This is a genomic window from Archangium gephyra, from assembly GCF_049060025.1.
Taxonomy (GTDB): Bacteria; Myxococcota; Myxococcia; order Myxococcales; family Myxococcaceae; genus Archangium; species Archangium gephyra_A.
Window position 1 is genome coordinate 2360491 of record NZ_JBMEQQ010000002.1, and the last position, 22800, is coordinate 2383290.

Genomic DNA, 22800 nt, shown 5'->3' on the forward strand with positions numbered 1-22800 from the left:
CCGGGGGCTACCTGCTCCCGGAGGCGGAGGCCAGCTGCGGCTCCTTGCGCAGGAGGGTGGCGCGGGCCTGGGAGCCCGGCAGGTCGCGCAGGTGACGCTTCCACCAGCCGCGCGACTCGTCGTGGTTCTCGAGCGCCCAGTACACCTCCCCCAGGATGAGCGACAGCTCCGGGGAGGGCTCGGCGGCGAAGGCCGCGCGGTACTCGGCGGCGGCCTTGTCGAGGTCGCCACTCTTGTAGGCGGCGTACCCGGCCTGCCGCCGCTGCTGCGCCTGCTTCGGGTCGCGCTTGTCCGCCGGGACGTGCTGCTCGTACAGCGGCGCGCCGGGGGGCCCGTACCCGCGGGACTCCTGGCCCGGAATGGGCGCGTTCTTCGGCGGGACGAAGGGCTGCTCCTGAGCCTGGTTGCGCCAGTTCGTGTACATCCACCAGGCGGCCAGCCCGAGCGTCACCAGCGCGAGGGTGAGCACGAAGGCCTTGAGGAACCCGAAGCTGCCTCCCGATTCGGGCACGGTGGAGACGAGGGCCTCCGTCTTGTCGTGCTGCATCGCCTGGGTGACGGTGGGCGACGGCCCCCGCTCCTGGAGGGAACGCTCGGTGGTGGCCCGGTCGAGCGGGGCGCGCTCGGGCGCGGAACGCACGGGGGCGAGCGGCGCGGAGTGGGGCCGCTCGCGCTCCGCCGGGAAGCGGCCGGTGGACGGGGCCAGTTGCGTGCGCTCCGCCGAGGCGCGGGCGAGGGCGGCGCCGGGCTGCATCCGCTCGGGCATGGCGCGCACGGTGGCGTCGGACTCGCCGCCCCAACCCGGGTCGGTGATGTCCGTGCTCATGCCGCTGGGAGGCGGCGTGGCCCGGCGCGGCAACGGCGCGAGCCCCGGGGCGGGCCCGGTGCGGCGCACGGGGGGCGCGGCATTGGCGCGGCGCTCGCGCTCCTTCTCCACGGCCATCAGCTCGGCCTTGAAGGCCTCGGCGTCCTGCGGCCGGTCATCCGGGCTCTTGGAGAGGGCCCGCATGATGAGCCGCTCCATGGCCGGCGACACGCGGATGTCCGAGCGCTTGCGCGACGGAGGAAGGGGCTCCTCGGTGAGGTGCTTGGTGGCGTAGCCCACGGCCGAGTCGGACTCGAAGGGCAGCCGGCCGGTGAGGAGCTGGTAGAGGATGACGCCCACGGCGTACAGGTCCGAGCGGTGATCCAACGTGGCGCCGCGGGCCTGCTCGGGAGACATGTACTCGGGGGTGCCGCAGACGAAGCCGGTGCGCGTGAGGGCGGGCCCCTCGCCCTCGGCGTCCTGGATCTTCGCGATGCCGAAGTCGAGCACCTTCACGAAGTCCGGCTCGTTGCGCCGCTGCTCCACCATGATGTTCTCGGGCTTGAGGTCCCGGTGGATGACGCCGGCGTTGTGCGCGTCGTAGAGGGCGGAGAGCACCTGGCTGACGATGCGGACGATGCGCTGCTCGGGGAGCGGCCCGTCCTTGCTGAGCACGGTGTGCAGGTCCTGCCCCGGGACGAACTCCATCGCGATGAAGAGGGCCCCGTCCTCGGCGATACCGAAGTCGAGGATGCTGATGGAGTTGGCGTGGTTGAGGCGGCTGGCGGCCTTGGCCTCGCGCTTGAAGCGGGCGACGGTGCGGTCATCGCCCAGGAGCGTGTGGCGCAGCACCTTGAGCACCACGAGCTTGTCCAGGGCCACCTGGCGGGCGCGGTACACCTTGCCCATTCCGCCCTCACCGATGAGGGCTTCCACCTGGTACTTCTGGGCGATGGTCAGGCCGATGTACTCGTCCGGCTCCCCTCGCGCGAGGGGGGAGTCGCAGGAGGGGCAGTACTTGGAGACATCACCGGCGTCGGCGCCGCAGCTGGGGCAATGCAAGGGGGGCTTCCCGGATGCGAAAATCGGGTGTTGGGCCCCCAACTTCCCACGAGCGTCGGGTCGCCCGCAAGGTGGACGGGCAATGTTCAGCACCCGAGCAACCCCCGGCCGGGCTTGATATGTACCTCGGCCCGCCATGGCCTCCTACTGCCCCCGTTGCGACGCCGAGAACCCCGATAACGCCTCCACCTGCCACGCCTGTGGCTCGCCTATGCGCTCCGGCACGATGGTGATGGCCGCGCCGAAGCTGACGGCCAGGCCCCAGGTGGCCCTCCGGGTGGTACGGGCGGACGGCGGCCCGGAATCGGTGGTGCGGATGACGGGGGACACCCTCACCTGCGGCCCCCAGGGGGACCTGGCACTGACAGATGACCCCTTCATCATGCCCGAGCAGGCGCGCTTCTTCTTCTCGGGGGGGCGGCTGGCGGTGGAGGACGTGGGGGGCGCCAACGGCGTCTTCGTGCGCCTGCGCCAGGAGCGGGAGCTGCCGGTGGGTGGGGAGCTGCGCCTGGGACGGCAGCGGCTGGTGCTCGAGCCCATCCCCGCGGCGGCGGTGGGCCCCGGCGGCGCCCACATCTGGGGCTCGGCGGACCCGGGCTACCGGCTGCGGCTGGTGCAAATCCTGGAGGGGGGGCTGCGTGGGGCGGCCTTCCCGCTCAAGGAAGGCGACAATCAGCTCGGGCGCGAGCAGGGGGAGATCACCTTCCCCACGGACGGCTTCGTCTCGGGGCGTCACGCGCTGCTGAGTGTGAAGCAGGATCGCCTGCGGGTGCGGGACGTGGGTTCGTCCAACGGCACCTTCATCCGGCTGACCGGTCCGGTCTTCGTGGACAACGGGGACCACTTCCTCATCGGCCGCCAGCTTCTCCGGGTGGAGATCCAGCTGGCGGCCTGAGGAACGGCAGGAGAGCGCTCACGCGGGCCCGTGCGTGGGGAAGCTCCCCTGCCCTCCCACGGCATCAGCCGTAGGACTTCTCCTTCTTCTCCTGCTCCTCCTTGCAGCGGATGCAGAGCGTGGTGACAGGCCGCGCCTCCAGCCGCTTGGGGGAAATCTCCTCCTCGCACCGCTCGCAGATGCCGAAGGTGCCCTCCTCGATGCGCGTCAGGGCGCGGTCGATCTTCTGCATCAGGAACTTCTCGCGGTCGCGCAGGCGGAAAGCCATCGACTGGGCATACTCGGAGGAGGCCTGATCGATCTCGTCGGGGAGATCATCGGTGTCGAAGCTGGCTTCCTCCACCAGCGTCTTCTTGGCGCTCTCCAGCAGGCTCGTCTTGCTGTCCTCGAGCATCTTCTTGTAACGCTTGAGATCTTTCTGGTTCACAGCCTTAGGCTCCCGTGCTGCGGGGAAAATGGGCCCTACACCCCGTAAAAAAAGGCCGGAAAGCTTTATTCACGTGCGGTCTGGTGTCAAGGAGGCCCGGACCACCCTTAAAAACAGGCGGCGAGGTCGTACCCAATGAGCGATGCCTCGAAATTCGACCGGGAGTTCCTGCGAGCCGCCCTCTCGCTCGCTGGGAAGGGGGACGTAGACCACTTCCTCTACATCAGCGACGTGCCCATCGCGGCCGAGGATCTGCGTCGGCAGCTCGCGAAACGCAAGCTCGTCTACGCGGTGACCTCCCCGCGGATCGCGGAGGAACTGTTGGGCAGTAAACAGAGGGCGTTGGTGATTCCCGCATATGATTACTCGCGCACCGAGCGGGTGAAGGTAGCGCTGGTGTCGGCGCTCTCCCAGGGGGCGTTCAAGGAGGGGGAGCTGGTGCTGTGCATGACGGGCAAGCTGGGCCGCCCGCCGGACACGCTGATGCAGATGCGCATCGGTGGCTCGCTGGACGATCGGCTGACGATCGAGGGCGTGAAGCTGGGGGACGAGTTCAACTCGCAGGTGGTGGACGCGCTCATCCAACTGGCGCTGCAGGTGGGCCAGGAGGGCTTCGAGGGCCACCCCATTGGCTCGATCATCACGATCGGGGACCACACGGCCGTGATGGAGAAGAGCCGGCAGATGACGATCAACCCGTTCCAGGGGTTGTCGGAGGCCGAGCGCAACGTGCTGGATCCGAAGATCCGCGAGGCCATCAAGAACTTCTCGGTGCTGGACGGGGCGTTCGTCATCCGGGAGGACGGGGTGGTGCTGGCGGCGGGGCGCTACCTGTCGGCGTCGGACGAGATGGTGAAGATTCCGCTGGGGCTGGGGGCGAGGCACGCGGCGGCGGCGAGCATCACGTCGACGACGAAGTGCATCGCGCTGGTGGTGAGCCAGACGTCGGGAGCGGTCCGCCTCTTCAAGAGCGGCAACATCGTGCTGGAGCTGCACCAGACCGCGCGCCGCACGTAACAACGTTCTCCGCTGGCCGACCCGGGGCGTCATGAAGCTGGAGCGTCAGATCCGGCGTGTCTTCGGCCTGAAGAAGGCCGCTCGCTCCAGCCCCGAGCAGCAGCCACCCGAGGACGAGAGGAGTCTGGCCCACCTGGGCTACCCCACGCTGAGACAGGCCGGCTTCTTTCTCAGTCTGCCATCCTTGGAGCGATGGCGGACCGAGAGGAGCCTCTCCTTCCCACCCAGGTGTTGCGTATGCCTGCAGGAGGCGAACCGATACTTCCCTGCCTGCATCGACAGGGGCTGGCTCGGCCTGCGTGGCAAGGAGCGCATCCTCGAACGGGTTCCCCATTGCGAACGACATGGGGATGGAGACGAGGCCCGGCTCATCGCAACCATCGACTCCTGGGGCGAAGCGATCCGTCACGTCTCGCTCATCGGCTTGAATGGAACGTTCCTCTCCGAAACGGCCAGGCTCAATCAGACCGGAGAGGTTCCCCCGCCCTGGCAGGCGTTCCCGGAGTACAGCCCTGTCTCCGCGGGCTGGAGGCAGGGCAATGGCGAATACTGGATGATGCGGGTCTGGAGTCCCTTCTGGAACGGCCTGCCAGAAGCAGAACGGGCTCTCTATCTCGAGCGCTGGGCCGCACCCGCTGAATGGCGGGAGTGGATGGCCTGAGGCAGCGGCAGCATTCGCCCTCAGCCCACGGTGATTCGCGCGAGCGCCTCACGCAAGCGATCGGGCATGGGCACGGCCTTGCGAGACTGGCGGTCCACGAAGACGTGCACGAAGTACCCGTGCGCCGCGGCCAGCTCCTCGCCCTCCTTGAAGACGCCGATGCCGTAGGTCACGGAGCGGTTGCCGAGCTTGTCCACGCGCAGGCCCGCGCGCAGGCGGTCGGGATAGGCGAGCGGGGCCTTGTAGGTGCACCGGGACTCCACGACCAGGCCGATGACGGGACTGCTGACGATGTCCAGGCCGCCCTCGTGGATGAGGTAGTGGTTCGCGACGGTGTCGAAGTAGCTGTAGTACGTGACGTTGTTGATGTGCCCGTAGGCGTCGTTGTCCATCCAGCGGGTGGTGATGGGCAGGAAGTAGCGGTAGCGGTCTGAGGTCTCGGCGTCGGACATGGCGGTTGCCCCTGCTTCGGTTACCAGTAGCGCAGCGCCTGGCGGAACAAGCCGGTGAGGACAGGCCGGGTCATCTCGCGGGGAGCGTTCTGCAGCAGGCGCTGCTGCGGGAAGGCACCTTCCGTGAGGGCAGCGAGGTCAGCGTCGGTGTAGCCGACCCCACCGAGGCCATTGGGAATCCCCACGGCACGCATGATCTGGATGAGCTTGCCCGCGAGCACCTCTCCTGCGTCACCGGGCGAGGCTCCACGCACGTCCGCGCCCAGGAACTGCGCGGCCTCCAGGTGGCGCTCGGGGCTCACCTCGGCGGTGTAGCGGAAGACGGCCGGGGCATTGACGATGACGGCCATGCCGTGCGGCACCAGGGGCTCGCCGTCCGGATAACCCGAGGGACGGAAGTCGCGCACCAGCCCGGCCACGGCGTAGGCCATACCGTGCGGCGCGTGCACCCCGGCATTCCCGAAGGCGATGCCAGCCAGCGTGGAGGCCCACATGAGCTGCTCGCGCGCCTCGTGGTCCTGCGCGTCCGCCACCGCGCGCTCGAGGTACAGGCCCATCAGGCGCAGCGCCTCGCGGCAGCCGAGATCGCTCCACGGGTTGGCGCCCTGGCTCATGGGCCGCAGGCTCGGCCGGGGCGGTGCGGGACGGCGCACATACGGCCGCGCGGTATAGGACTCCAGCGCGTGGGACAACACATCCAGCCCGCTCGCGGCGACCACCTCACCGGGCAGCGTCGCGGTGCAGTCCGGGTCGATGAGCGCCTCGGTGGGCCGCAGCGCCGGCGAGGCGATGCCCGTCTTCGCCGCCATGGAGAGCAGATCGAAAATGGAGATGCCGGTGACCTCACTGCCCGTGCCCGAGGTCGTGGGGCAGGCGATGTGCGGCTTGAGCGGGCCGGGCACCGGGCGCCCATCGCCCACGGGGGCGTTGACGTAGGCCAGGAAGTCCGCCGGATGGGTGGCGTAGAGGTTGGCCGCCTTGCACGTGTCGATGACCGAGCCGCCGCCCAGGGAGATGTAGCCATCCGGCCGGGCCTCCGAGGCGAACCGCGCCGCCTCCAGGAACGAGCGGTCGGTGGGCTCGACGTGCACGTCCGTGTAGATGGCGACGTCCAGTCCGGCGGCGCTCAAGGACTGGCGCACCTTCTCGAAGTGCGGCAGCCGGGCCACCCGCTCGTCCGAGAACAGCGCCACGCGCTTCATCCCGAGCGCCCTCGCCCGGTCGCCCACCTCGGCCAGGGAGCCGCGGCCGAAGGTGATGCGAGAGGTGTCCACGGTGAAGGCGCTGTCACAGCCCTCTCCGACGGGGTGGTAGTGGCAACAGCCCATCGCGTCCCTCCTGGCGGTTCGCGCCACACGGTAGCGCGGATGGGTGGGGGAGACAGGGCCTGAAGTGGGAGTGCTATGCTCGCCCCTGCCCCATGTCCACGCGCCCCTACGCCGTCACCCTGTTCCTTGGCGCCTTCCTGCTCTTCGGCGTGCAGCCGCTGGCGGGAAAGTACTCGCTCCCCTGGTTCGGCGGCACGCCCTCGGTGTGGACGACGTGCATGCTCTTCTTCCAGACGATGCTCCTGGGCGGTTACGCCTATGCGTACGCCAGTGGTCGCTGGCTGACGCCGCGGCGGCAGGCGCAGGTGCATCTGGGGCTGCTGGGAGTGACGGTGGCGGTGCTGGCCGGGCGGGTGCTGCTCAACGGCTCGCCCGTGGCGCCCGGGCCCGAGTGGCGCCCCACGACCGACGGCCTGTCCTCCGCACGGCTGCTGGCGATGCTCGCGGCCACCCTGGGGCTGCCCTTCTTCACGCTGTCCACCACCGCCCCCTTGCTGCAGAGCTGGTTCAGCCGGGTGCGGCCGGGCGTCTCGCCCTACCGGCTCTACGCCCTCTCCAACGCGGGCTCGCTGCTGGCCCTGCTGGCCTACCCCTTCCTCGTCGAGCCCTGGCTGGGGCGCGGCGTCCAGGCCTGGGCGTGGGGCCTGGGGTTCCTCCTCTTCGCCGTGAGCTGCGCGGGGTGCGCCCGGGGTGTGCTGCGCCTGGCGGACGAGCCCGTCCAGGCGCCAACGGAGGACGAGGCCCCGCAGCCTTCACCGGGCGTGGGGCGCACCCTGGCGTGGCTGGGGCTGAGCGGGTGTGCCTCGGTGCTGCTGCTGGCCACGACGAACCAGCTCTCACAGGACGTGTCGGCCGGCCCCTTCGTCTGGGTGCTGCCGCTGGCCCTCTACCTCCTCACCTTCATCATCGCCTTCGAGCGCGAGGCGCTCTACTCGCGGCCCCTCACCGCGCTGCTCCTGCTGCTGGCGGTGGGTGGGGCGACGGCCCTCCACTACCGGGGCTCGGAGAGCGCCTTGTCCCTCCAGCTCCTCGTGCACTCGGCGGCCCTCTTCTCCGGGGCCCTGCTCTGCAATGGAGAGCTGTACCGGCTGCGGCCCGCGCCACGCCACCTCGGGGCCTTCTACCTCTGGGGGTCCGTGGGCGGCATGCTCGGCGGAGTGCTCGTCCAACTGGTGGCTCCGCGCGTGTTGAGCTCCTACCTGGAGTACCCGCTCGCGCTGGGCGCCTGCAGCCTGCTGGCCGCGCTCGTCCTGTTGCGCCGCCCCGGCCAGGAGACGCTCCCGCGAACCGCGCTCCGGGTCGTCCAGGCCCTGCTGCTCCTGCTGGTGACCGGCGCGCTGGGCCAGGCGGTGATGAGGCCCAGCTATGTGATCGGCTCGTGGCGCGGCTTCTTCGGCGTGGTGCAGTTGTGGGAGTCGAATCGCGGCAGCGAGGACCACCTGTACATCCTCCGCCACGGCATCATCATGCACGGCTACCAGTACACCCGGCCGGAGCGGAAGCTGACGCCCACGGCCTATTACACGCCCAACGCGGGGCTGGGACTGGCGCTCACCGAGCAGCGGCGGCGCAAGGAGCAGGCGGGGTTGCCCCCCTCTCTGCGCGTGGGAGTGCTGGGTCTCGGGGTGGGCACGACGGCCGCGCTGGGACACGCCGGGGACACCTTCCGCTTCTATGAGATCAACCCCCAGGTCATCGCCCTGGCCCAGGGCGAGGGCGGTTACTTCTCCTTCCTGAGCGACACGCCGGCCCGGGTCGAGGTGGCGGAGGGAGACGCGCGCATCCTCCTCGAGCAGGAGCTGGAGCGCGGCCAGGCCCAGGGCTTCGACGTGCTCGCGGTAGACGTCTTCAGCTCGGACGCCATCCCGGTCCATCTGCTCACCGAGGAGGCCATGGCGCTCTACCAGGGGCACCTGGCGCCCGGGGGCGTGCTGGCGCTGCACATCAGCAACCTGCACCTGGAGCTGCTGCCCATCGTCCTCGCGCATGCGTGGACGTCCGGCTGGCACACCACCCAGGTGAAGACGGGGATGAACGGAGACACGCTCACCACCCTCTGGACGGTGCTCAGCCCGGACGCGAGCTTCTCCCGGGGAGAGCCCTTCCTGACCGGGGATGCGTCGGTGCACCGGCTGGCCCTCGCCGCACCTCCGCGCGTGCGGTGGACGGACGAGCGCAGCAGCGTGCTGCTGGCCCTGCAGAGTCTGGGGCTGAACCGGCCGGAGATCCGCGAGGAGCCGGACGAGGCCCCCGCTCCCGTGGCCGCTCCCACCGGGCCCTGAACCCTCAGGGCTTCACGGCGTCCCCACGCTCCTCGCGGTAGATGTCCGCGAGCGCATGGGCCCGTTCCACCTCGTCCCGGGCGGCATCCACGGCGAGCACCTTCTCGAAGCGCTCCACCTGCTCCTGCAGGGCCGTGGAGACCAGCCCGCCCACGGCGAGCCGGGCCGAGGCACTCTCGCGCTCGATGCGGAGCTCGGCCACCCGGTTGCCCAGGTCCGCGGCGGCCTCCAGCAGCAGCTTGCCGTCCTGCTCGGCCCGGAGGAGCGACTCGCGCGTGGTGAGCAGCAGGGACTCGGCCTGCGAGCGGTCGCGCTCGAGCGTCGCGGAGATCTTCCCCTCCCCCTGCGCGTCCGCCTGGGCCCGCCGCTTCGAGAGCTCCTCCAGCCGTTTGGCGTAGCGATCCTCGGAGCGCGCCAGGTCGCCCCGGAGCGCCAGCAGCGTGGCCGCGGACTTGCGGATCTCCGCGCCCTGACGCTCCAGGTCCTCGATGAGCTGATCGAAGGCCGCGAGCGGATCCTTGGGACGCTCGGGCTTCTTGGGCGTCTTCTTCTTGCGCAACCAGTCGAAGAGCATGACTGGCGGCAGCCTACTCGAACGGACGGCAGAGGAGGCGAACGCGTGCGAGGCGCTCGTGCACCTCTGAACCTCCCACGGACAGCGCGGCGAGGTAGCGGGCCGGGGGAATCTGGTACACCCCGAGCAGGTGCTGCAGGAGGAAGAGGCCCTCGGTGGGACGGCGCTCGGCGGGAGCGAGCGCGGCGGCCTCCACGATGGCATCCAGGATGTCGGCCACGCGGGCGAGCACCTCGGGGCCAGGGGCCTCCGCCGCCTTCTCCCCGGCGAGCCGCTCCAGCTCCGGGAAGAGCGCGTCGAAGGAGGCCTCGGAGGCCATGGGGGCGGCGGGCAGCGTGCGTCCGGCGGCGAGGGCCTCCAGGGCCTGGAGGTGGGGCGCGAGCGCCTCGACGGCCTCCGGGGTGACGGGCACGTCACGCGGCAGGAGGGTGCGCCAGGGGCTGTCGAACTCGGTGCGCGCCCACTGGATCTCCTGGTCGGAGAGGTGGTGGTAGAAGGCGCGGCCTCCGCGGGAGCGCTGCTCCATGACGAGCGACTTGAGGTCCGGGTTCTCCTCGCCGAGCGAGATGAAGCTCAGCGAGATGTCCAGCGCGTCCATGGGGGCGCGGGTGCGGCGGATGAGCTCCAGGTCGACGCGGTCCTCGCCATCGGTGATGAGCACCACCGTGGCGCGGGCGAGGTACGGATCCCTCCCCTGCGCGGCGCGGATGGACTCGAAGGCGGACATGAGCGCGAGGGAGATGTCCGTCTGGCCCTCGGCGGGCGAGTCGCGGAAGAGCTTCTCGATCTGCCGGGTGGCCTCGCGGGCGGTGTCCACGCGGGCCAGCTCGGTGGGGGTGTCGTTGAAGAAGGAGAAGTAGAGCGGATCGAAGGGCTCGCCCTTGCGCGCCTTGACGCGGAGGTTGTTGAGCTCGGCGATGATGATGGCGTCGCGGAAGCGGGCGCGGGCGCCGTGCATGGAGCCCGAGGCGTCACACACGTACACGCGCACGGCGGTGCGCTTCAGCTTCTTGGGCCGGGGGGGCGGCTCGTCCTCCAGGTAGGCGCGCACCGTCTGGCTGTGGGCGGCCAGCTCGTACAGCACCAGCCGCGGGTCCGAGATGACGAAGTTGTGCACCTCGTGCAGGCCACCCGTGCGCTCGAACGTCATGTTCGGGGTGGGGTATGGCACCCGCCGCGGCACGGGCCGCACCTTGCGGGTGTTCATCTCGACGATCTCCTCGGTGAGCGCGTCCTCCACGTCGAAGTAGCGGCCACAGCCGGCCGCCAGCTCGAACGCGGAGAGCTGCTCGGGCTTGAGCGAGAAGGCCAGGTCCGCGAGCAGATCATCCGCGCTGGAGACCTTGGGGGCCTCGCGCAGGCCATTGGGGCCCTCGTGAGAGGGAGGCTTCTCGCCGAACCAGCGCGTCAGGTCATCCCGCTCGGAGGACTCCAACATGGCCCGCATGGGCTGCCGGTCGGGCATCAGCGGCTCGAGCGCCGCACGGGCCGCCTCGGCCAACGGGGCGTCGTTCGCCTCCAGCGCGCGCTCGTAGAGCCCCCGGAGCGAGCGCCACGCCATCTGGGGCTCCCTCTGCGCGGTGCGCCGCACCTCGTGCACCAGCTCATCCAGGGAGCGCGCCGCCGGCTGCTCCCGGACGCGATCTCGGGCCTGGGACACCTCACTGCGCAGGGCCACGCCCCGGTCGCGGTCGTGATCCATGCCGATGCGCAGGAGGATCTCATGGGCGATATCCAGGTCACGCCGCTTCTGGACCAGATCCTCCACGTTGGTGCGCGCCCGCTGCGCGAGGAACTCGGCCACGGCCATGCGGGCCGTGCTCGGCGCCACGCGATCGTTCCAGACGGGGCCGGGCCGCGCGAAGATCTCGAAGGAACCCTCCTCCTTCGGCGGCGGCGTGGGGGACATGAAGAGATCCGCCACCCGCAGCACGCGTGCGAGCCGGACGAAGCCCCGCTCCAGCGCCGTGCGACCGCCCGGGGGTGGCCGGCCCGCGCGGAGCATCTTCTCCACCGCCTCGAGCGTCCGCTCGAACTCCTCCAGGGCCTCCTGGGCCCGGGTCTTCAAGCCCGTGGCGAGGTCCCCCACCCTGCCCTTGCGCACGCCCAGCTCGAGCAGCAGCCGCGCGTCCGCGAGGGTGTGCACCCCCACCCGCTCCAGCGCCCTATCGAGCGCCGTCAGGGTGGGCAGGGACAGGTCCACCTCGGCCGGGGCCGTGAGCCCGAGCCACCATCCCCGCAAGCCCTCGGGCTGGGACGGCGCTCCCTGGAGCGCATCCAACCGGAGCCTCAAGCGTGAGAGCCGCGAGCCGAGCACGCCTCAGCACCTCCTCACAACGAGGCCCGCTTCTCCAGCAGTTCCTTGCTGAAGCGGGTGAAGTCGTCGTCGATGCCGCGCAGCACGTTCTCCAGCTTGCGCGCGCTCTCGCCCAGCTCGCCGGGGATGGAGATCAACACGCCGAGCACGCCCTTGATGCGCACCAGCTCGCCCTCCTTGAGCGCGAGCAGCGGGAAGCGGCTCTTCACCAGGCGATCGAAGATCGAATCCGCCATGGGGCGGCGCTGAACGGACTGCGGGGGCGGCAGCTCCGTGAGGAGCTGGGTGAGCCAGCTCCGCAGGTACTTGAGGCGCGTCTGCACGAAGGACAGCTCCACCCGGGCCACCGCATCGCGGAGCTCGGCGGAGAGGAAGGACGCGGCGGAGGCCTGACGCGCGAAGGCGAGCTGCCCGTCCAGCCCGAGCAGCGCGGCGAGCTCGCCATCCCGGACCTGCGTGGAGAAGTCGCCCCGGTAGAAGTTGTAGGCCTCGCCGCTGATGGAGGCATGAGGGGCCGGCGGAGGGCTCGCCACTTCGCGGCCGATGCCCCGCGCGTACTCGCGCAGCCGCGTCTCGATGATGTCCTTGCACTCGATGAACACGGGCTCCGGGGCCAGGCCCTCGCGCCGCAGGTTCTCCGCCACCGTCTGCACCGTGCGCGAGAACTGGTCGATGCGCTCGAAGGGCGTGGTGGACAGCACGTCCCGCGCGTAGGCGGAGCCGAGCGGCTGCAACAGCTCCTGCTTGAGGCCGCGCTGCCCGGAGTCCAGCCTGCACAGGGCCTGCTCGAGCTGGGAGAGCCGGCGCGAGTCCGCGGACAGGGCATCGAGCGGATCCCTCCGGGCGCGCGTGGCGGGGAAGGAACTCGTCGCGCGCTGGCGGAGGGCGGCCACGGCCCGGCGGCGCGACTCGGCCTCGGCGGTCCGCAGGCGGGCCACCGTCCCCGAGCTGCCCTCGGAGAGCAGCACCAGGAGCTCGCCCACCCGGCCCAGCTCCTCGGAGAGGTTGTCCGTGAGCCCGACGAGCGCATCCAGCGCCACCGCCTCGTCGAAGGCGAGGCTCTCGGCATTGAGCGCCATCAGCTCGAGCGATTGCAGGAGGAAGCGGCCCACCGCGTCACACAGGACCGGCAGCCGCTGACGCAGCTCCGGCACCTGGCGGCACAGCTCCACCGTCTCCGAGAGCGCGGTGAACATGGCCAGCCCGGCCCGGGCCTCGGGGCCCTCGATGGGGCCGCGAGTCATCCGCTGCTCCACCACCGCGAGCAGCCCGCGCGCGGCGCCCAGCAGGGCCACCCGGTTGTCCGGGTGACGGGGGCCCGGGACGAGCTTGGCGCGCAGGCGCTGCGCCGTGGTGGTGACGATGCCGGGCTGGAAGTTGCGCGAGAGCGCCTCCACCGACTTGGACTCCTCGGACGCGCCGAGCGAGGCCGCCTCGCGCTCCACGCCCGTGCCCAGCTCCGCGCGCACCTTGGCCAGCGCCGCGTCGAAGGCCTTCTGCTCGATGCGGACGATCTCCAACTGCGCGCGCTCGCGCGGATCCACCGCCACCTTGAGGAGCGCCTCGGCCTCCTCCGCCTGGGGCCCGCCGAGCAGGAAGAACCAGCGCAGCGCGTCCAGGTCCTCCACGGTGGCCTCGAGCGGCCGGTCCGGGCGCCGGTAGAGCTGGTCGCGCACCACCGCGGCCTTGAGCGCCCACAGCGCCTTCACCACCGAGCGCTGCGAGAAGTACTTGGTGGGCACGTAGTCGGGCAGCTTGGACACCTGGGCCGTGAGCGCGCGCTCCAGCTCATCGGTGAGCATCTCGATGGCCTCGAGCAGGTGGCTGGCCACCGTCACCTGCTCCACGGCGGCCTGGAGCACGTCCAACTGCTGCAGGGTGAGCGAGGCGCGCAGGTCCGGCCGGATGCCATGGGCGAAGCGGTGCAGCATGGCCGCGCGGCTGGGGCGCCGGGCGAAGGACTTGGGCACGAAGGAGATGAAGCTGAGCCGGTCCGCGAAGGCCAGCAGCAGCTCCGGCGAGCGCGCCAGCACCTCGGAGAGGTAGCGGTTGCTCGTCATGATGGCGCACTCGATGCGGCCGCTCGTCACCCGGCGCCCGTGCTTGAGCTCGCGCTCGTGCAGGACGTTGAGGATGGAGCGCAGGAGCATGTCGCGCCCGTCGAAGACCTCGTCGAGGAAGGCGTGGGTGGCGCCCAGCATGCCGTCCTCGGTGATGAACTCGGTGCGGCCCGTCTCGGTGAGCACCTTGAAATCCACCGGGCCGATCAGGTCCGTCTGCACCGTGGACTCGGCGATCTGCTTGGCGAAGAGCGAGGGCTGCCCCGTCTTCTCGTCGAGGATGCGGCCGAGCACCGCCGAGGCGATGGCGCTCTTCGCCGTTCCCGGCGGTCCGACGACGAGCACGTGCTCCCGGCACAGCAGGGCCAGCTCGATCTGGGTGAAGAGCGTCTCACGCTCGAGGTAGGCCTCGCGCAGCTCCTGGAAGAAGTGGCGGAAGGCCTGCGCGGCCTGGGGTGGGACGGGCGTGGGCGGGTGGATCACGGGAGGCGCATCGTAGCCGCCCCCCCACCCTCATTAGAAGGGCTCGGGGGGGTCCTACTTGAAGTGCACGGCGCACGCCCCGTCCGGGCAGGTCCGCCCCGCGATGCGGAAGCGGTAGCGGGCGATGAGGCCATACAGCCAGTCCGCCACCTGCCGCAGCCCCGGTACGTAGTAGGCGAAGAGCAGCTTGCCGGCCGGCCTGCGTCCCAGGGCCTGCACCACCGCCTCCGCTCCCTCGAAAATGCGCCCGTCCGCCTGGATGAGCTGAATCCCCTGCTCGCACCGCTCGGGGGGGAGGCCGGGGTACTCGGCCAGCACCCCCTCCTCCCGGAACGAGCGCAGCCGCGTGCCGTGGCCTCCCAGCAGCCGCTGGAACTGCTTCGCGGCCGCGATGCAAAAGCGGCAGTGCCCGTCGTACAGGAGGACGTCATGCCCCGGGGGCGTCGTCGTCAGCGCCTTCATGGGTCTCCTCATATCGGTGGAGCCGGGTGGGCGCGAATGAAACAGAAGGGCCGGACACTCCCTCTCGGGAACGCCGGCCCTTCAGTGGGTTCAACCCCAGGTACTGGCACCCTCACCCCGACCCTCTCCCAGGGGGAGAGGGAGGGGATGCGTGAGGGGGGCGTCAACAGCGCCCGGATTACGACTGGCGGAACTCGGCGTCCACCACGTCGTCCTTCGGCTTGGCCGAGCTGCCCGGAGCCGAGCCCGTGGCGCCCGCGTCGGCACCCGGAGGCGGAGCGCCCTCGCCCGGAGCACCACCCGTGGCCTTGTACATCTCCTCGGCCACCTTGTAGCTGGCCTGCTGGAGGCGATCCAACGCCGCCTTGATGGCGTCCTTGTCCTGGCCCTCACGCACCTCGTTGAGCGCATTGACGGCCGACTCGAGCGTCGACACCGCGTCCGGAGACAGCTTCTCGCGGTTCTCCTTGATCATCTTCTCCGCGGCGTACGCCTGGGCCTCGGCCTGGTTCTTCACCTCCACCAGCTCGCGGCGGGCCTTGTCGGCGGCCTCGTTCTCCTTGGCCGCGTTCACCATCTTCTCCACTTCATCCTTCGCCAGACCGGACGAGTGGCTGATGGTGACCTTCTGCTCCTTGCCCGTCGCCTTGTCCTTGGCGCTGACGTTGAGGATGCCGTTGGCGTCGATGTCCAGCGTCACCTCGACCTGCGGCACGCCGCGCGGCGCCGGAGGAATCCCCGTCAGGTGGAAGCGGCCGAGGCTCCGGTTGTCACCGGCCATCTCGCGCTCGCCCTGCAGGATGTGGATCTCCACCTGCGTCTGGCCATCCGCCGCCGTGGAGAACGTCTCCGACTTGCGGGTGGGGATGGTGGTGTTGCGCTCGATGAGCTTGGTCATCACGCCGCCCAACGTCTCCACGCCCAGCGACAGCGGGGTGACGTCCAGCAGCAGGATGTCCTTCACCTCGCCCGCGAGCACGCCGGCCTGCACCGCCGCGCCCACCGCCACCACCTCGTCCGGGTTCACCGAGCGGTTCGGCTCCTTGCCGAACAGCCGCTTCACCGCCTCCTGCACCTTCGGGATGCGCGTGGAGCCACCCACCAGGACCACCTCGTTGAGGTCCTTGAGGTCCACGCCCGAGTCCTTCAGGCACTTGCGGCACGGCTCCAGCGAGCGCTCGACGAGCGTGTCGATCATCGCCTCGAACTTGGCCCGCGTCAGGCGCACGTTGAGGTGCTTGGGACCGGTGGCGTCCGCCGTGAGGAACGGCAGGTTGATCTCCGTCTCCATCGTGCTGGAGAGCTCGATCTTCGCCTTCTCCGCCGCCTCCTTCAGGCGCTGGATGACCATCTTGTCCTTGGAGACGTCGATGCCGTTGTCCCGCTTGAACTCGGCGATCAGCCAATCCATGAGCGTGTGGTCGATGTTGTCGCCGCCCAGGTGGGTGTCACCGTTGGTGGCGAGCACCTCGACCACGTTCTCGCCCACCTCCAGGATGGAGATGTCGAACGTGCCGCCGCCGAAGTCGTAGACGGCGATCTTCTCGTCCTTCTTCTTGTCCAGGCCGTACGCGAGCGCCGCCGCCGTCGGCTCGTTCACGATGCGCCGCACCGTGAGGCCGGCGATCTCACCGGCGTCCTTGGTGGCCTGGCGCTGGGCGTCGTTGAAGTACGCCGGGACGGTGATGACCGCCTCGGTCACCTTCTCGCCCAGGTAGTTCTCCGCGGCGCGCTTGAGCTTGAGCAGCACCTGCGCGGAAATCTCCGGCGCGCTGTACTGCTTGCCGTCGACCTCCACCCGCGCGTCGCCATGAGGGCCGCGCACCACCTTGTAGGGGACGAGCTTCGCCTCCTCGGTGGTCTCCTCGTACCGCCGGCCCATGAAGCGCTTGATGGAGTAGACGGTCCGCTCAGGGTTGGTGATGGCCTGACGCTTGGCCACCTGCCCTACCAGCCGCTCCCCATCCTTCGCGAACGCGACGACCGAGGGCGTGGTGCGGGCGCCTTCCTCGTTGGTGAGGACCTTGGGCTCGCGACCCTCCATGATCGCCACCACGCTGTTGGTGGTGCCCAGGTCGATGCCAATAATCTTGCCCACGGTGTGTAACCTCCCGAAATGACTGCGGAAAATATCGAGAAAACGTCGATTACTTCCGATGTGTGACCAACGTAACCACCCACCTGGGGGTGTCAAACCGCGTCAAACCGCGTCACCTCCGCGCCACCTGCCCGCCACGGTGCGTAACGAGCTTCTCCACCTCCGCCACCCGCACGTAGCAACCGGCCAGGCTTTCGATCAGTTCCAAACGCGCCAACCCCCTGAAACCATTGGACCCCCTAGGAGATAACGCCTCGCGTCAGCCATTGGCTGAGAAAGTGCACTGGAGAACCCCGACGCCCCAACCCCCCTCTGGAGGCAGCCTCATGCTGGTACAGCCACTTCGGTCCGTGGATCCGCGCCAGAATCCGTCCGTTACCGGAGCCCCCGAGCACAAGGTCGCGGTGCTGCTCAACGCCAACGCCCGCCGCGTGGACGCACAGCTGGTGAAGTCCCTCTCACACGTGGTGCCGGAGCAGGATCTCTTCCTGTCGCGCTCGGAGCTGGACTGCCGGCGCATCGTCCAGACGGTGCTGGAGCGCAACTACCCGGTGGTGTTCACGGGGGGCGGAGACGGCACGTTCCAGGGCTTCGCGAGCGAGGTGTTCCGCCAGTTGGAGCCGCGGGGCCGCTTCGCCGGCAAGAGCGCGCCGCGCTTCGGGGTGTTGAAGCTGGGCACGGGCAACGGCCTGGCCACGTACGTGAACGCCGGCGGCGGCGCGGACGGCATCCTTCAGGACGTGGTGCGGGCACGCGCGGGCGAGGTGCCGGGCCACCGGCGGATGGATCTGATGATGGTGGACGGCCAGCGCACGGCGTTCGCGGGCATGGGCGTGGATGGGAAGCTGCTCAACGACTACCTCTGGGTGAAGGACAACCTGGGCCGCGGCGGACTGCTCAAGAAGGTGCTGACGGGCGCGGGCGGCTACTTCTCGGCGGTGGCCCTGAAGACGGTGCCCCACTACCTGTCCAACCCGACGTGGGTGGAGTGCGAGGTCATCAACGGCCAGGCCGGTGAGGCGTACCGGGTGGGGCCGGACGGCCACCCGGTGGGTGCGCCCATCGCCCCGGGGGAGCGGCTCTTCAAGGGTTCGCTGATGATGGCGGCGGCGGCGACGATGCCCTTCTACGGGTACAGCTTCCGGATGTTCCCGTTCGCGGGCGAGCGCCGGGGGATGATGCACCTGCGCCTGGGCCAGCTCCACGCCACGAGCGTGCTGGCGAACCTGCACAAGCTGTGGGCGGGCCGCTGGTTCCCCGAGGGCATCCACGACTTCTACGCGAAGGAGGTCCACATCCGCTGCGCCAGGCCGATGCCGTTCCACGTGGGCGGAGACGCGGCGGGCTACCGCGAGGACGTGAAGCTGAGCGTGGCGCCCGAGGCGGTGGAGCTGCTGGACTTCCACGGCGCGGTGCACTGAGCGCCCTGCCCTCCCTCTGCTCTCCCTCTGGGAGAGGAGCCCCCCTGCTTCAAGGGGGGCAAGCCCCCCGGGGTGAGGGTCTGCCGGGCCCGCGGGCTAACCGCGATCGCGCGTGGGCGGAGGCTTCTCGCCCGGCTCACGGCGGCGGCCCACGGCGAAGGCGTAGCTCGCGGTGGCCTTGCCGTTCTCCCGGTGCAGGGCCATCTCCTCGCGCAGCCACGTGGCCTGCTCGGCCTGGCTCTTGGCGAGGAGGGGCTCCAGCTCCCGGTAGAAGGCATCCAGCTCGGCGTCCTGGAGGGACTCGACGGACTCGGGCTCGTAGCCGGACAGGGCCAGGTGCTGGAGCAGCTCGCGGGGCAGCAGCAGCGGCGCGCCCAGGCGGCGCTCCCAGAAGTCGATCACGGCCCGAGGCGTCACCCGGCCCACGCGGACCGGGTACGTGAGGCCCAACCGGCCGTTGTGGGCCAGCAGGGGCCGGAAGGTGCCCAGGGCATCGGCCAGCGACAGGAACACCCGGCCCTGGCAAAGGATGGCGTCGAACTCGCCCTCCCGGAAGGCGGGCTTGCGCAGGTCCACGCGCCGGACGTCCACCCGTCCATCCAGCCCGAGCGAGCGCACCCGGTCGCGCATGTGGATGAGCAGCGTCTCGTCCGCGTCCGCAGCCACCACCGAGCAGCCGAACTCCTGGGCGAGCACCACGCTGGCCGGGCCGGAAGGGCCACAGCCGAGCCTCGAGCACACGCCCGCCCTCCTCGAGCTGCGCGACCTTCGCGAAGCGGCGGGTGGCGACCTCGGAGCTGAAGGGGCGCCGAGCGTCACCAGGGAAGTAGAGCGGGAAGGGCTCAGCCGGGCTCATGGGACGCCTCTTCTACACCGCTCGCCCGGAATCGCCAATTCCCCCCGTACACCCGGGAGGGAGGGCCACCCTCACAGGTAGTAGACGACCCGCTGCTCCTGCCTCAGCCGGCCGTAGATGGAGCGGCGGTGCTCCTCGGACAGCAGGTACACCGACACGCTCACCGACACGTAGGTGCCCTTGCTGCTGGGCTGCTCCCGGATGGAGTCCGGGGAGATCTCCGTGCCCATGAGCCCCCGGAAGAGGTCGCGCACGTACTCGACGAACCCCGTCGGCTCCTGCCGCCCCATGACCTTGAAGGTATAGACGGTGGGGTACTCGATGAGGGGCTTCTTCTCCTCGCCGTCACCCGCCGTGCCCTGGGTGACACCATCTCCCGTACCGTGTGCCTTCATGACTGCTTCCTCGTGCGGCGCAGGGGGCTAGAGGAGGTTGGCCGCGAGCTCGGCCAGGGCGCTGCGCTCGCCCTTGGCCATGGTGATGTGGCCCGCGATCTTCTCATTCTTGAACCGGTTGACCACGTGGACGAGTCCGTTGTTGGTCGCGTCCACGTAGGGGTTGTCTATCTGGAACGGGTCGCCGGTGAGAATGATTTTCGTATTGTCGCCCACGCGGGTGATGATCGTCTTGACCTCGTGGGGCGTGAGGTTCTGCGCCTCGTCGATGATGATGTACTGGTTGGGGATGGAGCGCCCGCGGATGTAGGTGAGCGCCTCGATCTCCATCAGCCCCAGGTCGATGAGCTCGTGGTAGCCCCGGCCGGCCTTCTTGTCGGCGCGGCTGAGGTTCATCAGGAACTCCACGTTGTCGAAGATGGGCTGCATCCAGGGGTTCATCTTCTCTTCGAGGCTGCCCGGCAGGTAGCCGATGTCCCGGCCGAGCGGGAAGACGGGCCGGCTGACGAGCAGCTTCTGGTACACGCCCTCTTCCGTCACCTTGTGGAGCCCGGCGGCGATCGCCAGCAGCGTCTTGCCCGTGCCCGCCTTGCCCACGATGGTGACGAGCTTGATCTCGTCATTCATCACCAGGTCCAGGGCGAAGCTCTGCTCCATGTTGCGCGGGCGGATGCCCCAGACGCCCTCGGACTTCATGCCGCGCAGCAGCGGCACCACCCGGCCCCGGGACGCGTTGAAGCGGCCCATGGCGGTGTGGGACGGGTTCGTCTCGTCCTTGAGGAGGATGAACTGGTGCGGCGAGAGCGACTCCTGCCCGGAGATCTCCACCTCGGCGCCGGGCTTGTACATCTGGTCCACCATGTCGCGAGGGACCAGGCGCTCGGTGAAGCCCGTGTAGAGCTCGGTGATCTCCACCCGCTCGGCGTCGTAGTCCTCGGCGATGAGGCCCAGGGCGTCCGCGCGGATGCGCAGGTTGGTGTCCTTGGTGATGAAGACGGCCGGCGACTGCGGCTCGCGCTCCATCAAGTCGATGGCCACCGAGAGGATCCGGTTGTCCATCAGGTTGCTGTCCGCCATGGAGAGCGGCAGATCCCGGTCCGTGAAGCACACGCGCAGCACGCCCCCATGCGGCAGGCGCACGCCGTCCTTCAACGAGCCCTCCTCCCGGAAGGAGTCCAGGTAGCGCGCCACCAGCCGCGCGTTGCGCCCCAGCTCGGAGAGATCGCGCTTGAACTGATCGATCTCCTCGATGACGTAGATGGGGATGATGACGTTGTGTTCCTTGAAGCTGTAGATGGAGCGGGGGTCGTGGAGAAGGACGTTGGTGTCGAGGATGAAGTTCTTTCGCATCGTGTGGAGCGCGACCTCGTAGTGGGTGCGACCGCTGGAACCGACCGTGCGACGGGACTCCGACTGACGAACCGCTTCTGCGCCTGACTGACTGACTGCCAACCGAATATTAGGCTGGGTCTCCCACGCGGGAAGCTGCTACGGCCATTTGGGCACTACCTCGGGTGTAACGCACACGCTAACGAGGTGGTTCCCTCCGCGCTCATGGATCCCCGGATCACTGGACGCCCGCTCCGTCCGCCCCCTGGAGCATCCGGATGTCCTCGGGCGAACAGGCCTACAGGTAGCGGATCTGCACGATGGTGTATTCGATTTCCCCACGGGGGCGGATCACCTCGACGGTGTCGCCGGCCTTCTTGCGCAGCAGGGCGCGAGCGATGGGGGACTCCACGCTGATGCGGCCGCCGGCGGTGTCGATCTCGTCCGAGCCGACGATCTGGTAGGTGACCCGGGCCTCGTCCTCGTCCTCGAGCGTCACGGTGGCGCCGAAGTAGACGCGGGAGGTGTCCGGCTGCTCGGAGGGGGTGACGATGGTGGCGGTGTCCAGGCGCTTCTGGAGGAAGCGGATGCGCCGGTCGATCTCCCGCAGGCGCTTCTTGCCGTAGATGTACTCGGCGTTCTCCGAGCGATCGCCCTGGGCGGCGGCGGCGGACACCTCGGCGGTGACCTTGGGACGCTCCTCGTTGAGCAGGCGCAGCAGCTCCTTGTGCATGCGCTCGGCCCCAGAGCGGGTGAGGTAGCGCCGGTGGCCGGAGGAGGACTTTTCTTCCTCCTCTTCCTCCCCACCCTCCAGTTGCAGCGCGTCGTTCTCCTCGGGGGCTTCCTCGGAATTCCGGACGTCTCGGGACATGGCCCCCGTTGTATAGCGCCTCCGGGGGCTGGAAGGAGACGCGAGGGCGAGCCGTTGAAGGGTGGCTGTCAGGTGACGGGGGGAACGATCGCCAGTAGAAGTCGGGAACGAGTGCTGGTAGAGAGCGCCGGAGGCCGGAGGTCGCGAAATCCGGCGGCAGCACAAAAAAGAATAGTGCGAGTCGCTAGCTCAGCTGGTAGAGCACCGGCCTTTTAAGCCGAGGGTCGGGGGTTCGAGCCCCCCGCGACTCACAGAGGTCCCCGTCGTCTAGAGGCCCAGGACGCTGGCCTTTCAAGCCGGTAACACGGGTTCGAATCCCGTCGGGGACACTCGTAGTAAGCAGTAGTTTCGCGGACTTAGGTGCGCACAGCCGTGCAGACGAGTGCGGCTGTGCGCACCACCGTGGCGCCAAGTTGGCGCCAAACCGACGCCCTCCCCTCCCCGATACCGCGCGCCCCAGCGCACGGCGCGGCCACGCTTGACACGTGCCCTTGCGCTGGGCGCTGCATAGATGGCTCGCAGCGCGCAGAGCCACGCTCCGCAACAGGGCCCCCATCCGTCGACGACATCCTCGTGGTGCGAGAGGACTGTGGCCAAAGTCCAGGCTCGCCTACTGCGGACCCGGCGAGCGGAAATCTAGGAGAGGATGTATCAACGTCGTGCCTGTTCAGGGGAGTCCACCTGGCTATGACCGAGAATGCTGCCCTCTCCACGCAGATAGCCCCCGATGCAACCGAGGTTCGGATCTACTCGGATGAGGTTGGCCCAACGGGGCTCGACCTCTTGAACTCCGACCAACCGTTCTTCATCGCCTCTTACATTGTTGCGGATGAATCGCTTGAGCGCGAACTGGACAGCCGTATCCGGCTCTTGCTTGCTGCCGAGGGCATGAAGGCTCCCAAGGAACTGAAGTTCTCGAAGCTAGGAGCTTGTCGGAGTATCCCACCGTAGAGGGTGGGCCAGAGGGGTGACGCCCCAGGTGGTCCTTCAGAGGAGAGGCGAGTT

19 protein-coding genes and 2 tRNA genes are annotated in these 22800 nt (G+C 69.4%); 8 read left to right on the forward strand and 13 right to left on the reverse strand.

The annotated features are described in order from the left end of the window. Window positions 1–7: 7 nt before the first annotated feature. Window positions 8–1741 (reverse strand): protein kinase domain-containing protein, encoded by a 1734-nt coding sequence (locus tag ACN28I_RS10170; RefSeq protein WP_420948614.1) that lies wholly within the window; start codon window positions 1739–1741, stop codon window positions 8–10. 262 nt (window positions 1742–2003) lie between these two features. On the opposite strand from ACN28I_RS10170, the gene ACN28I_RS10175 reads away from it, so the two are divergent. Further along, window positions 2004–2762 carry an FHA domain-containing protein gene (locus ACN28I_RS10175; protein WP_420941866.1) on the forward strand — a complete coding sequence of 253 codons (759 nt, stop codon included), beginning with the start codon at window positions 2004–2006 and terminating at the stop codon, window positions 2760–2762. Window positions 2763–2826: 64 nt separating this feature from the next. Here the strand turns inward: ACN28I_RS10175 and ACN28I_RS10180 are convergent, their stop codons facing one another. Then, the gene (locus tag ACN28I_RS10180; RefSeq protein ID WP_047858457.1) at window positions 2827–3189 is read right to left on the reverse strand and encodes a TraR/DksA family transcriptional regulator; all 363 of its coding nucleotides are present in this window, start codon (window positions 3187–3189) and stop codon (window positions 2827–2829) included. Between the two features lie 135 nt (window positions 3190–3324). Between ACN28I_RS10180 and ACN28I_RS10185 the strand changes: the two genes are divergently transcribed. Together ACN28I_RS10185 and ACN28I_RS10190 are read left to right on the forward strand one after the other, a co-directional pair. Beyond that, window positions 3325–4206 (forward strand): DNA integrity scanning protein DisA nucleotide-binding domain protein, encoded by an 882-nt coding sequence (locus tag ACN28I_RS10185; RefSeq protein WP_420941867.1) that lies wholly within the window; start codon window positions 3325–3327, stop codon window positions 4204–4206. A 31-nt stretch (window positions 4207–4237) separates the two neighbouring features. Beyond that, window positions 4238–4867, forward strand: coding sequence for a hypothetical protein (locus tag ACN28I_RS10190; protein WP_420941868.1), 630 nt, complete (start codon window positions 4238–4240; stop codon window positions 4865–4867). 20 nt (window positions 4868–4887) lie between these two features. On the opposite strand, the gene ACN28I_RS10195 is transcribed toward ACN28I_RS10190, so the two are convergent. Together ACN28I_RS10195 and ACN28I_RS10200 are read right to left on the reverse strand one after the other, a co-directional pair. Beyond that, window positions 4888–5319, reverse strand: a complete 432-nt coding sequence (locus ACN28I_RS10195) for an acyl-CoA thioesterase (protein ID WP_420941869.1) — start codon at window positions 5317–5319, stop codon at window positions 4888–4890. Window positions 5320–5339: 20 nt separating this feature from the next. Next, window positions 5340–6647: a hydroxyacid-oxoacid transhydrogenase gene (locus tag ACN28I_RS10200; RefSeq protein WP_420941870.1), complete on the reverse strand. Its 1308-nt coding sequence runs from the start codon at window positions 6645–6647 to the stop codon at window positions 5340–5342. Between the two features lie 92 nt (window positions 6648–6739). Here ACN28I_RS10200 and ACN28I_RS10205 point away from each other — a divergent pair, with 92 nt between their 5' ends. Continuing rightward, window positions 6740–8929 carry a fused MFS/spermidine synthase gene (locus ACN28I_RS10205; protein ID WP_420941871.1) on the forward strand — a complete coding sequence of 730 codons (2190 nt, stop codon included), beginning with the start codon at window positions 6740–6742 and terminating at the stop codon, window positions 8927–8929. A gap of 4 nt (window positions 8930–8933) precedes the next feature. On the opposite strand, the gene ACN28I_RS10210 is transcribed toward ACN28I_RS10205, so the two are convergent. The 5 genes from ACN28I_RS10210 to dnaK all read right to left on the reverse strand — a co-directional run bounded on the left by ACN28I_RS10210 (window position 8934) and on the right by dnaK (window position 16923). Then, the gene (locus ACN28I_RS10210) at window positions 8934–9503 is read right to left on the reverse strand and encodes a hypothetical protein (protein WP_420941872.1); all 570 of its coding nucleotides are present in this window, start codon (window positions 9501–9503) and stop codon (window positions 8934–8936) included. 13 nt (window positions 9504–9516) lie between these two features. Continuing rightward, on the reverse strand, window positions 9517–11820 hold the full coding sequence (locus ACN28I_RS10215) for a vWA domain-containing protein (protein WP_420941873.1): 2304 nt from the start codon (window positions 11818–11820) through the stop codon (window positions 9517–9519). A gap of 14 nt (window positions 11821–11834) precedes the next feature. After that, complete coding sequence (locus tag ACN28I_RS10220; protein ID WP_420941874.1) at window positions 11835–14363, reverse strand: AAA family ATPase; 2529 nt, start codon at window positions 14361–14363, stop codon at window positions 11835–11837. Between the two features lie 54 nt (window positions 14364–14417). Then, entirely contained in the window at window positions 14418–14825 is a 408-nt protein-coding gene (locus ACN28I_RS10225; protein ID WP_420941875.1) for a thiol-disulfide oxidoreductase DCC family protein, read from the reverse strand. A 178-nt stretch (window positions 14826–15003) separates the two neighbouring features. Beyond that, window positions 15004–16923: a molecular chaperone DnaK gene (dnaK, locus tag ACN28I_RS10230; protein WP_420941876.1), complete on the reverse strand. Its 1920-nt coding sequence runs from the start codon at window positions 16921–16923 to the stop codon at window positions 15004–15006. A gap of 326 nt (window positions 16924–17249) precedes the next feature. Here dnaK and ACN28I_RS10235 point away from each other — a divergent pair, with 326 nt between their 5' ends. Beyond that, window positions 17250–18344, forward strand: a complete 1095-nt coding sequence (locus ACN28I_RS10235; protein ID WP_420941877.1) for a diacylglycerol/lipid kinase family protein — start codon at window positions 17250–17252, stop codon at window positions 18342–18344. Window positions 18345–18440: 96 nt separating this feature from the next. Here the strand turns inward: ACN28I_RS10235 and ACN28I_RS10240 are convergent, their stop codons facing one another. From ACN28I_RS10240 to greB, 4 genes are all read right to left on the reverse strand, one after another. Beyond that, window positions 18441–19085, reverse strand: coding sequence for an SAM-dependent methyltransferase (locus ACN28I_RS10240; RefSeq protein ID WP_420941878.1), 645 nt, complete (start codon window positions 19083–19085; stop codon window positions 18441–18443). 186 nt (window positions 19086–19271) lie between these two features. Then, the gene (locus ACN28I_RS10245; protein ID WP_420941879.1) at window positions 19272–19595 is read right to left on the reverse strand and encodes a YbeD family protein; all 324 of its coding nucleotides are present in this window, start codon (window positions 19593–19595) and stop codon (window positions 19272–19274) included. Window positions 19596–19622: 27 nt separating this feature from the next. Next, complete coding sequence (locus ACN28I_RS10250; protein ID WP_047858468.1) at window positions 19623–20945, reverse strand: PhoH family protein; 1323 nt, start codon at window positions 20943–20945, stop codon at window positions 19623–19625. A gap of 277 nt (window positions 20946–21222) precedes the next feature. Next, window positions 21223–21795: a transcription elongation factor GreB gene (greB, locus tag ACN28I_RS10255; protein ID WP_420941880.1), complete on the reverse strand. Its 573-nt coding sequence runs from the start codon at window positions 21793–21795 to the stop codon at window positions 21223–21225. 178 nt (window positions 21796–21973) lie between these two features. On the opposite strand from greB, the gene ACN28I_RS10260 reads away from it, so the two are divergent. From ACN28I_RS10260 to ACN28I_RS10270, 3 genes are all read left to right on the forward strand, one after another. Then, window positions 21974–22046, forward strand: a tRNA-Lys gene (locus ACN28I_RS10260). 5 nt (window positions 22047–22051) lie between these two features. Further along, window positions 22052–22124, forward strand: a tRNA-Glu gene (locus tag ACN28I_RS10265). 358 nt (window positions 22125–22482) lie between these two features. Further along, window positions 22483–22746 carry a hypothetical protein gene (locus ACN28I_RS10270; RefSeq protein ID WP_420941881.1) on the forward strand — a complete coding sequence of 88 codons (264 nt, stop codon included), beginning with the start codon at window positions 22483–22485 and terminating at the stop codon, window positions 22744–22746. Window positions 22747–22800 lie beyond the last annotated feature (54 nt).

Excerpts from the sequence above, each read along its gene's own strand:
- ACN28I_RS10185 (WP_420941867.1), top strand. The coding sequence starts at position 3,325 with ATGAGCGATGCCTCGAAATTCGACCGGGAGTTCCTGCGAGCCGCCCTC.
- greB (WP_420941880.1), bottom strand. The coding sequence starts at position 21,795 with ATGTCCCGAGACGTCCGGAATTCCGAGGAAGCCCCCGAGGAGAACGAC.
- ACN28I_RS10175 (WP_420941866.1), top strand. The coding sequence starts at position 2,004 with ATGGCCTCCTACTGCCCCCGTTGCGACGCCGAGAACCCCGATAACGCC.
- ACN28I_RS10250 (WP_047858468.1), bottom strand. The coding sequence starts at position 20,945 with ATGCGAAAGAACTTCATCCTCGACACCAACGTCCTTCTCCACGACCCC.
- ACN28I_RS10195 (WP_420941869.1), bottom strand. The coding sequence starts at position 5,319 with ATGTCCGACGCCGAGACCTCAGACCGCTACCGCTACTTCCTGCCCATC.
- ACN28I_RS10190 (WP_420941868.1), top strand. The coding sequence starts at position 4,238 with ATGAAGCTGGAGCGTCAGATCCGGCGTGTCTTCGGCCTGAAGAAGGCC.
- ACN28I_RS10245 (WP_420941879.1), bottom strand. The coding sequence starts at position 19,595 with ATGAAGGCACACGGTACGGGAGATGGTGTCACCCAGGGCACGGCGGGT.
- ACN28I_RS10225 (WP_420941875.1), bottom strand. The coding sequence starts at position 14,825 with ATGAAGGCGCTGACGACGACGCCCCCGGGGCATGACGTCCTCCTGTAC.
- ACN28I_RS10200 (WP_420941870.1), bottom strand. The coding sequence starts at position 6,647 with ATGGGCTGTTGCCACTACCACCCCGTCGGAGAGGGCTGTGACAGCGCC.
- ACN28I_RS10235 (WP_420941877.1), top strand. The coding sequence starts at position 17,250 with ATGCTGGTACAGCCACTTCGGTCCGTGGATCCGCGCCAGAATCCGTCC.
- ACN28I_RS10205 (WP_420941871.1), top strand. The coding sequence starts at position 6,740 with ATGTCCACGCGCCCCTACGCCGTCACCCTGTTCCTTGGCGCCTTCCTG.
- ACN28I_RS10270 (WP_420941881.1), top strand. The coding sequence starts at position 22,483 with ATGACCGAGAATGCTGCCCTCTCCACGCAGATAGCCCCCGATGCAACC.
- ACN28I_RS10210 (WP_420941872.1), bottom strand. The coding sequence starts at position 9,503 with ATGCTCTTCGACTGGTTGCGCAAGAAGAAGACGCCCAAGAAGCCCGAG.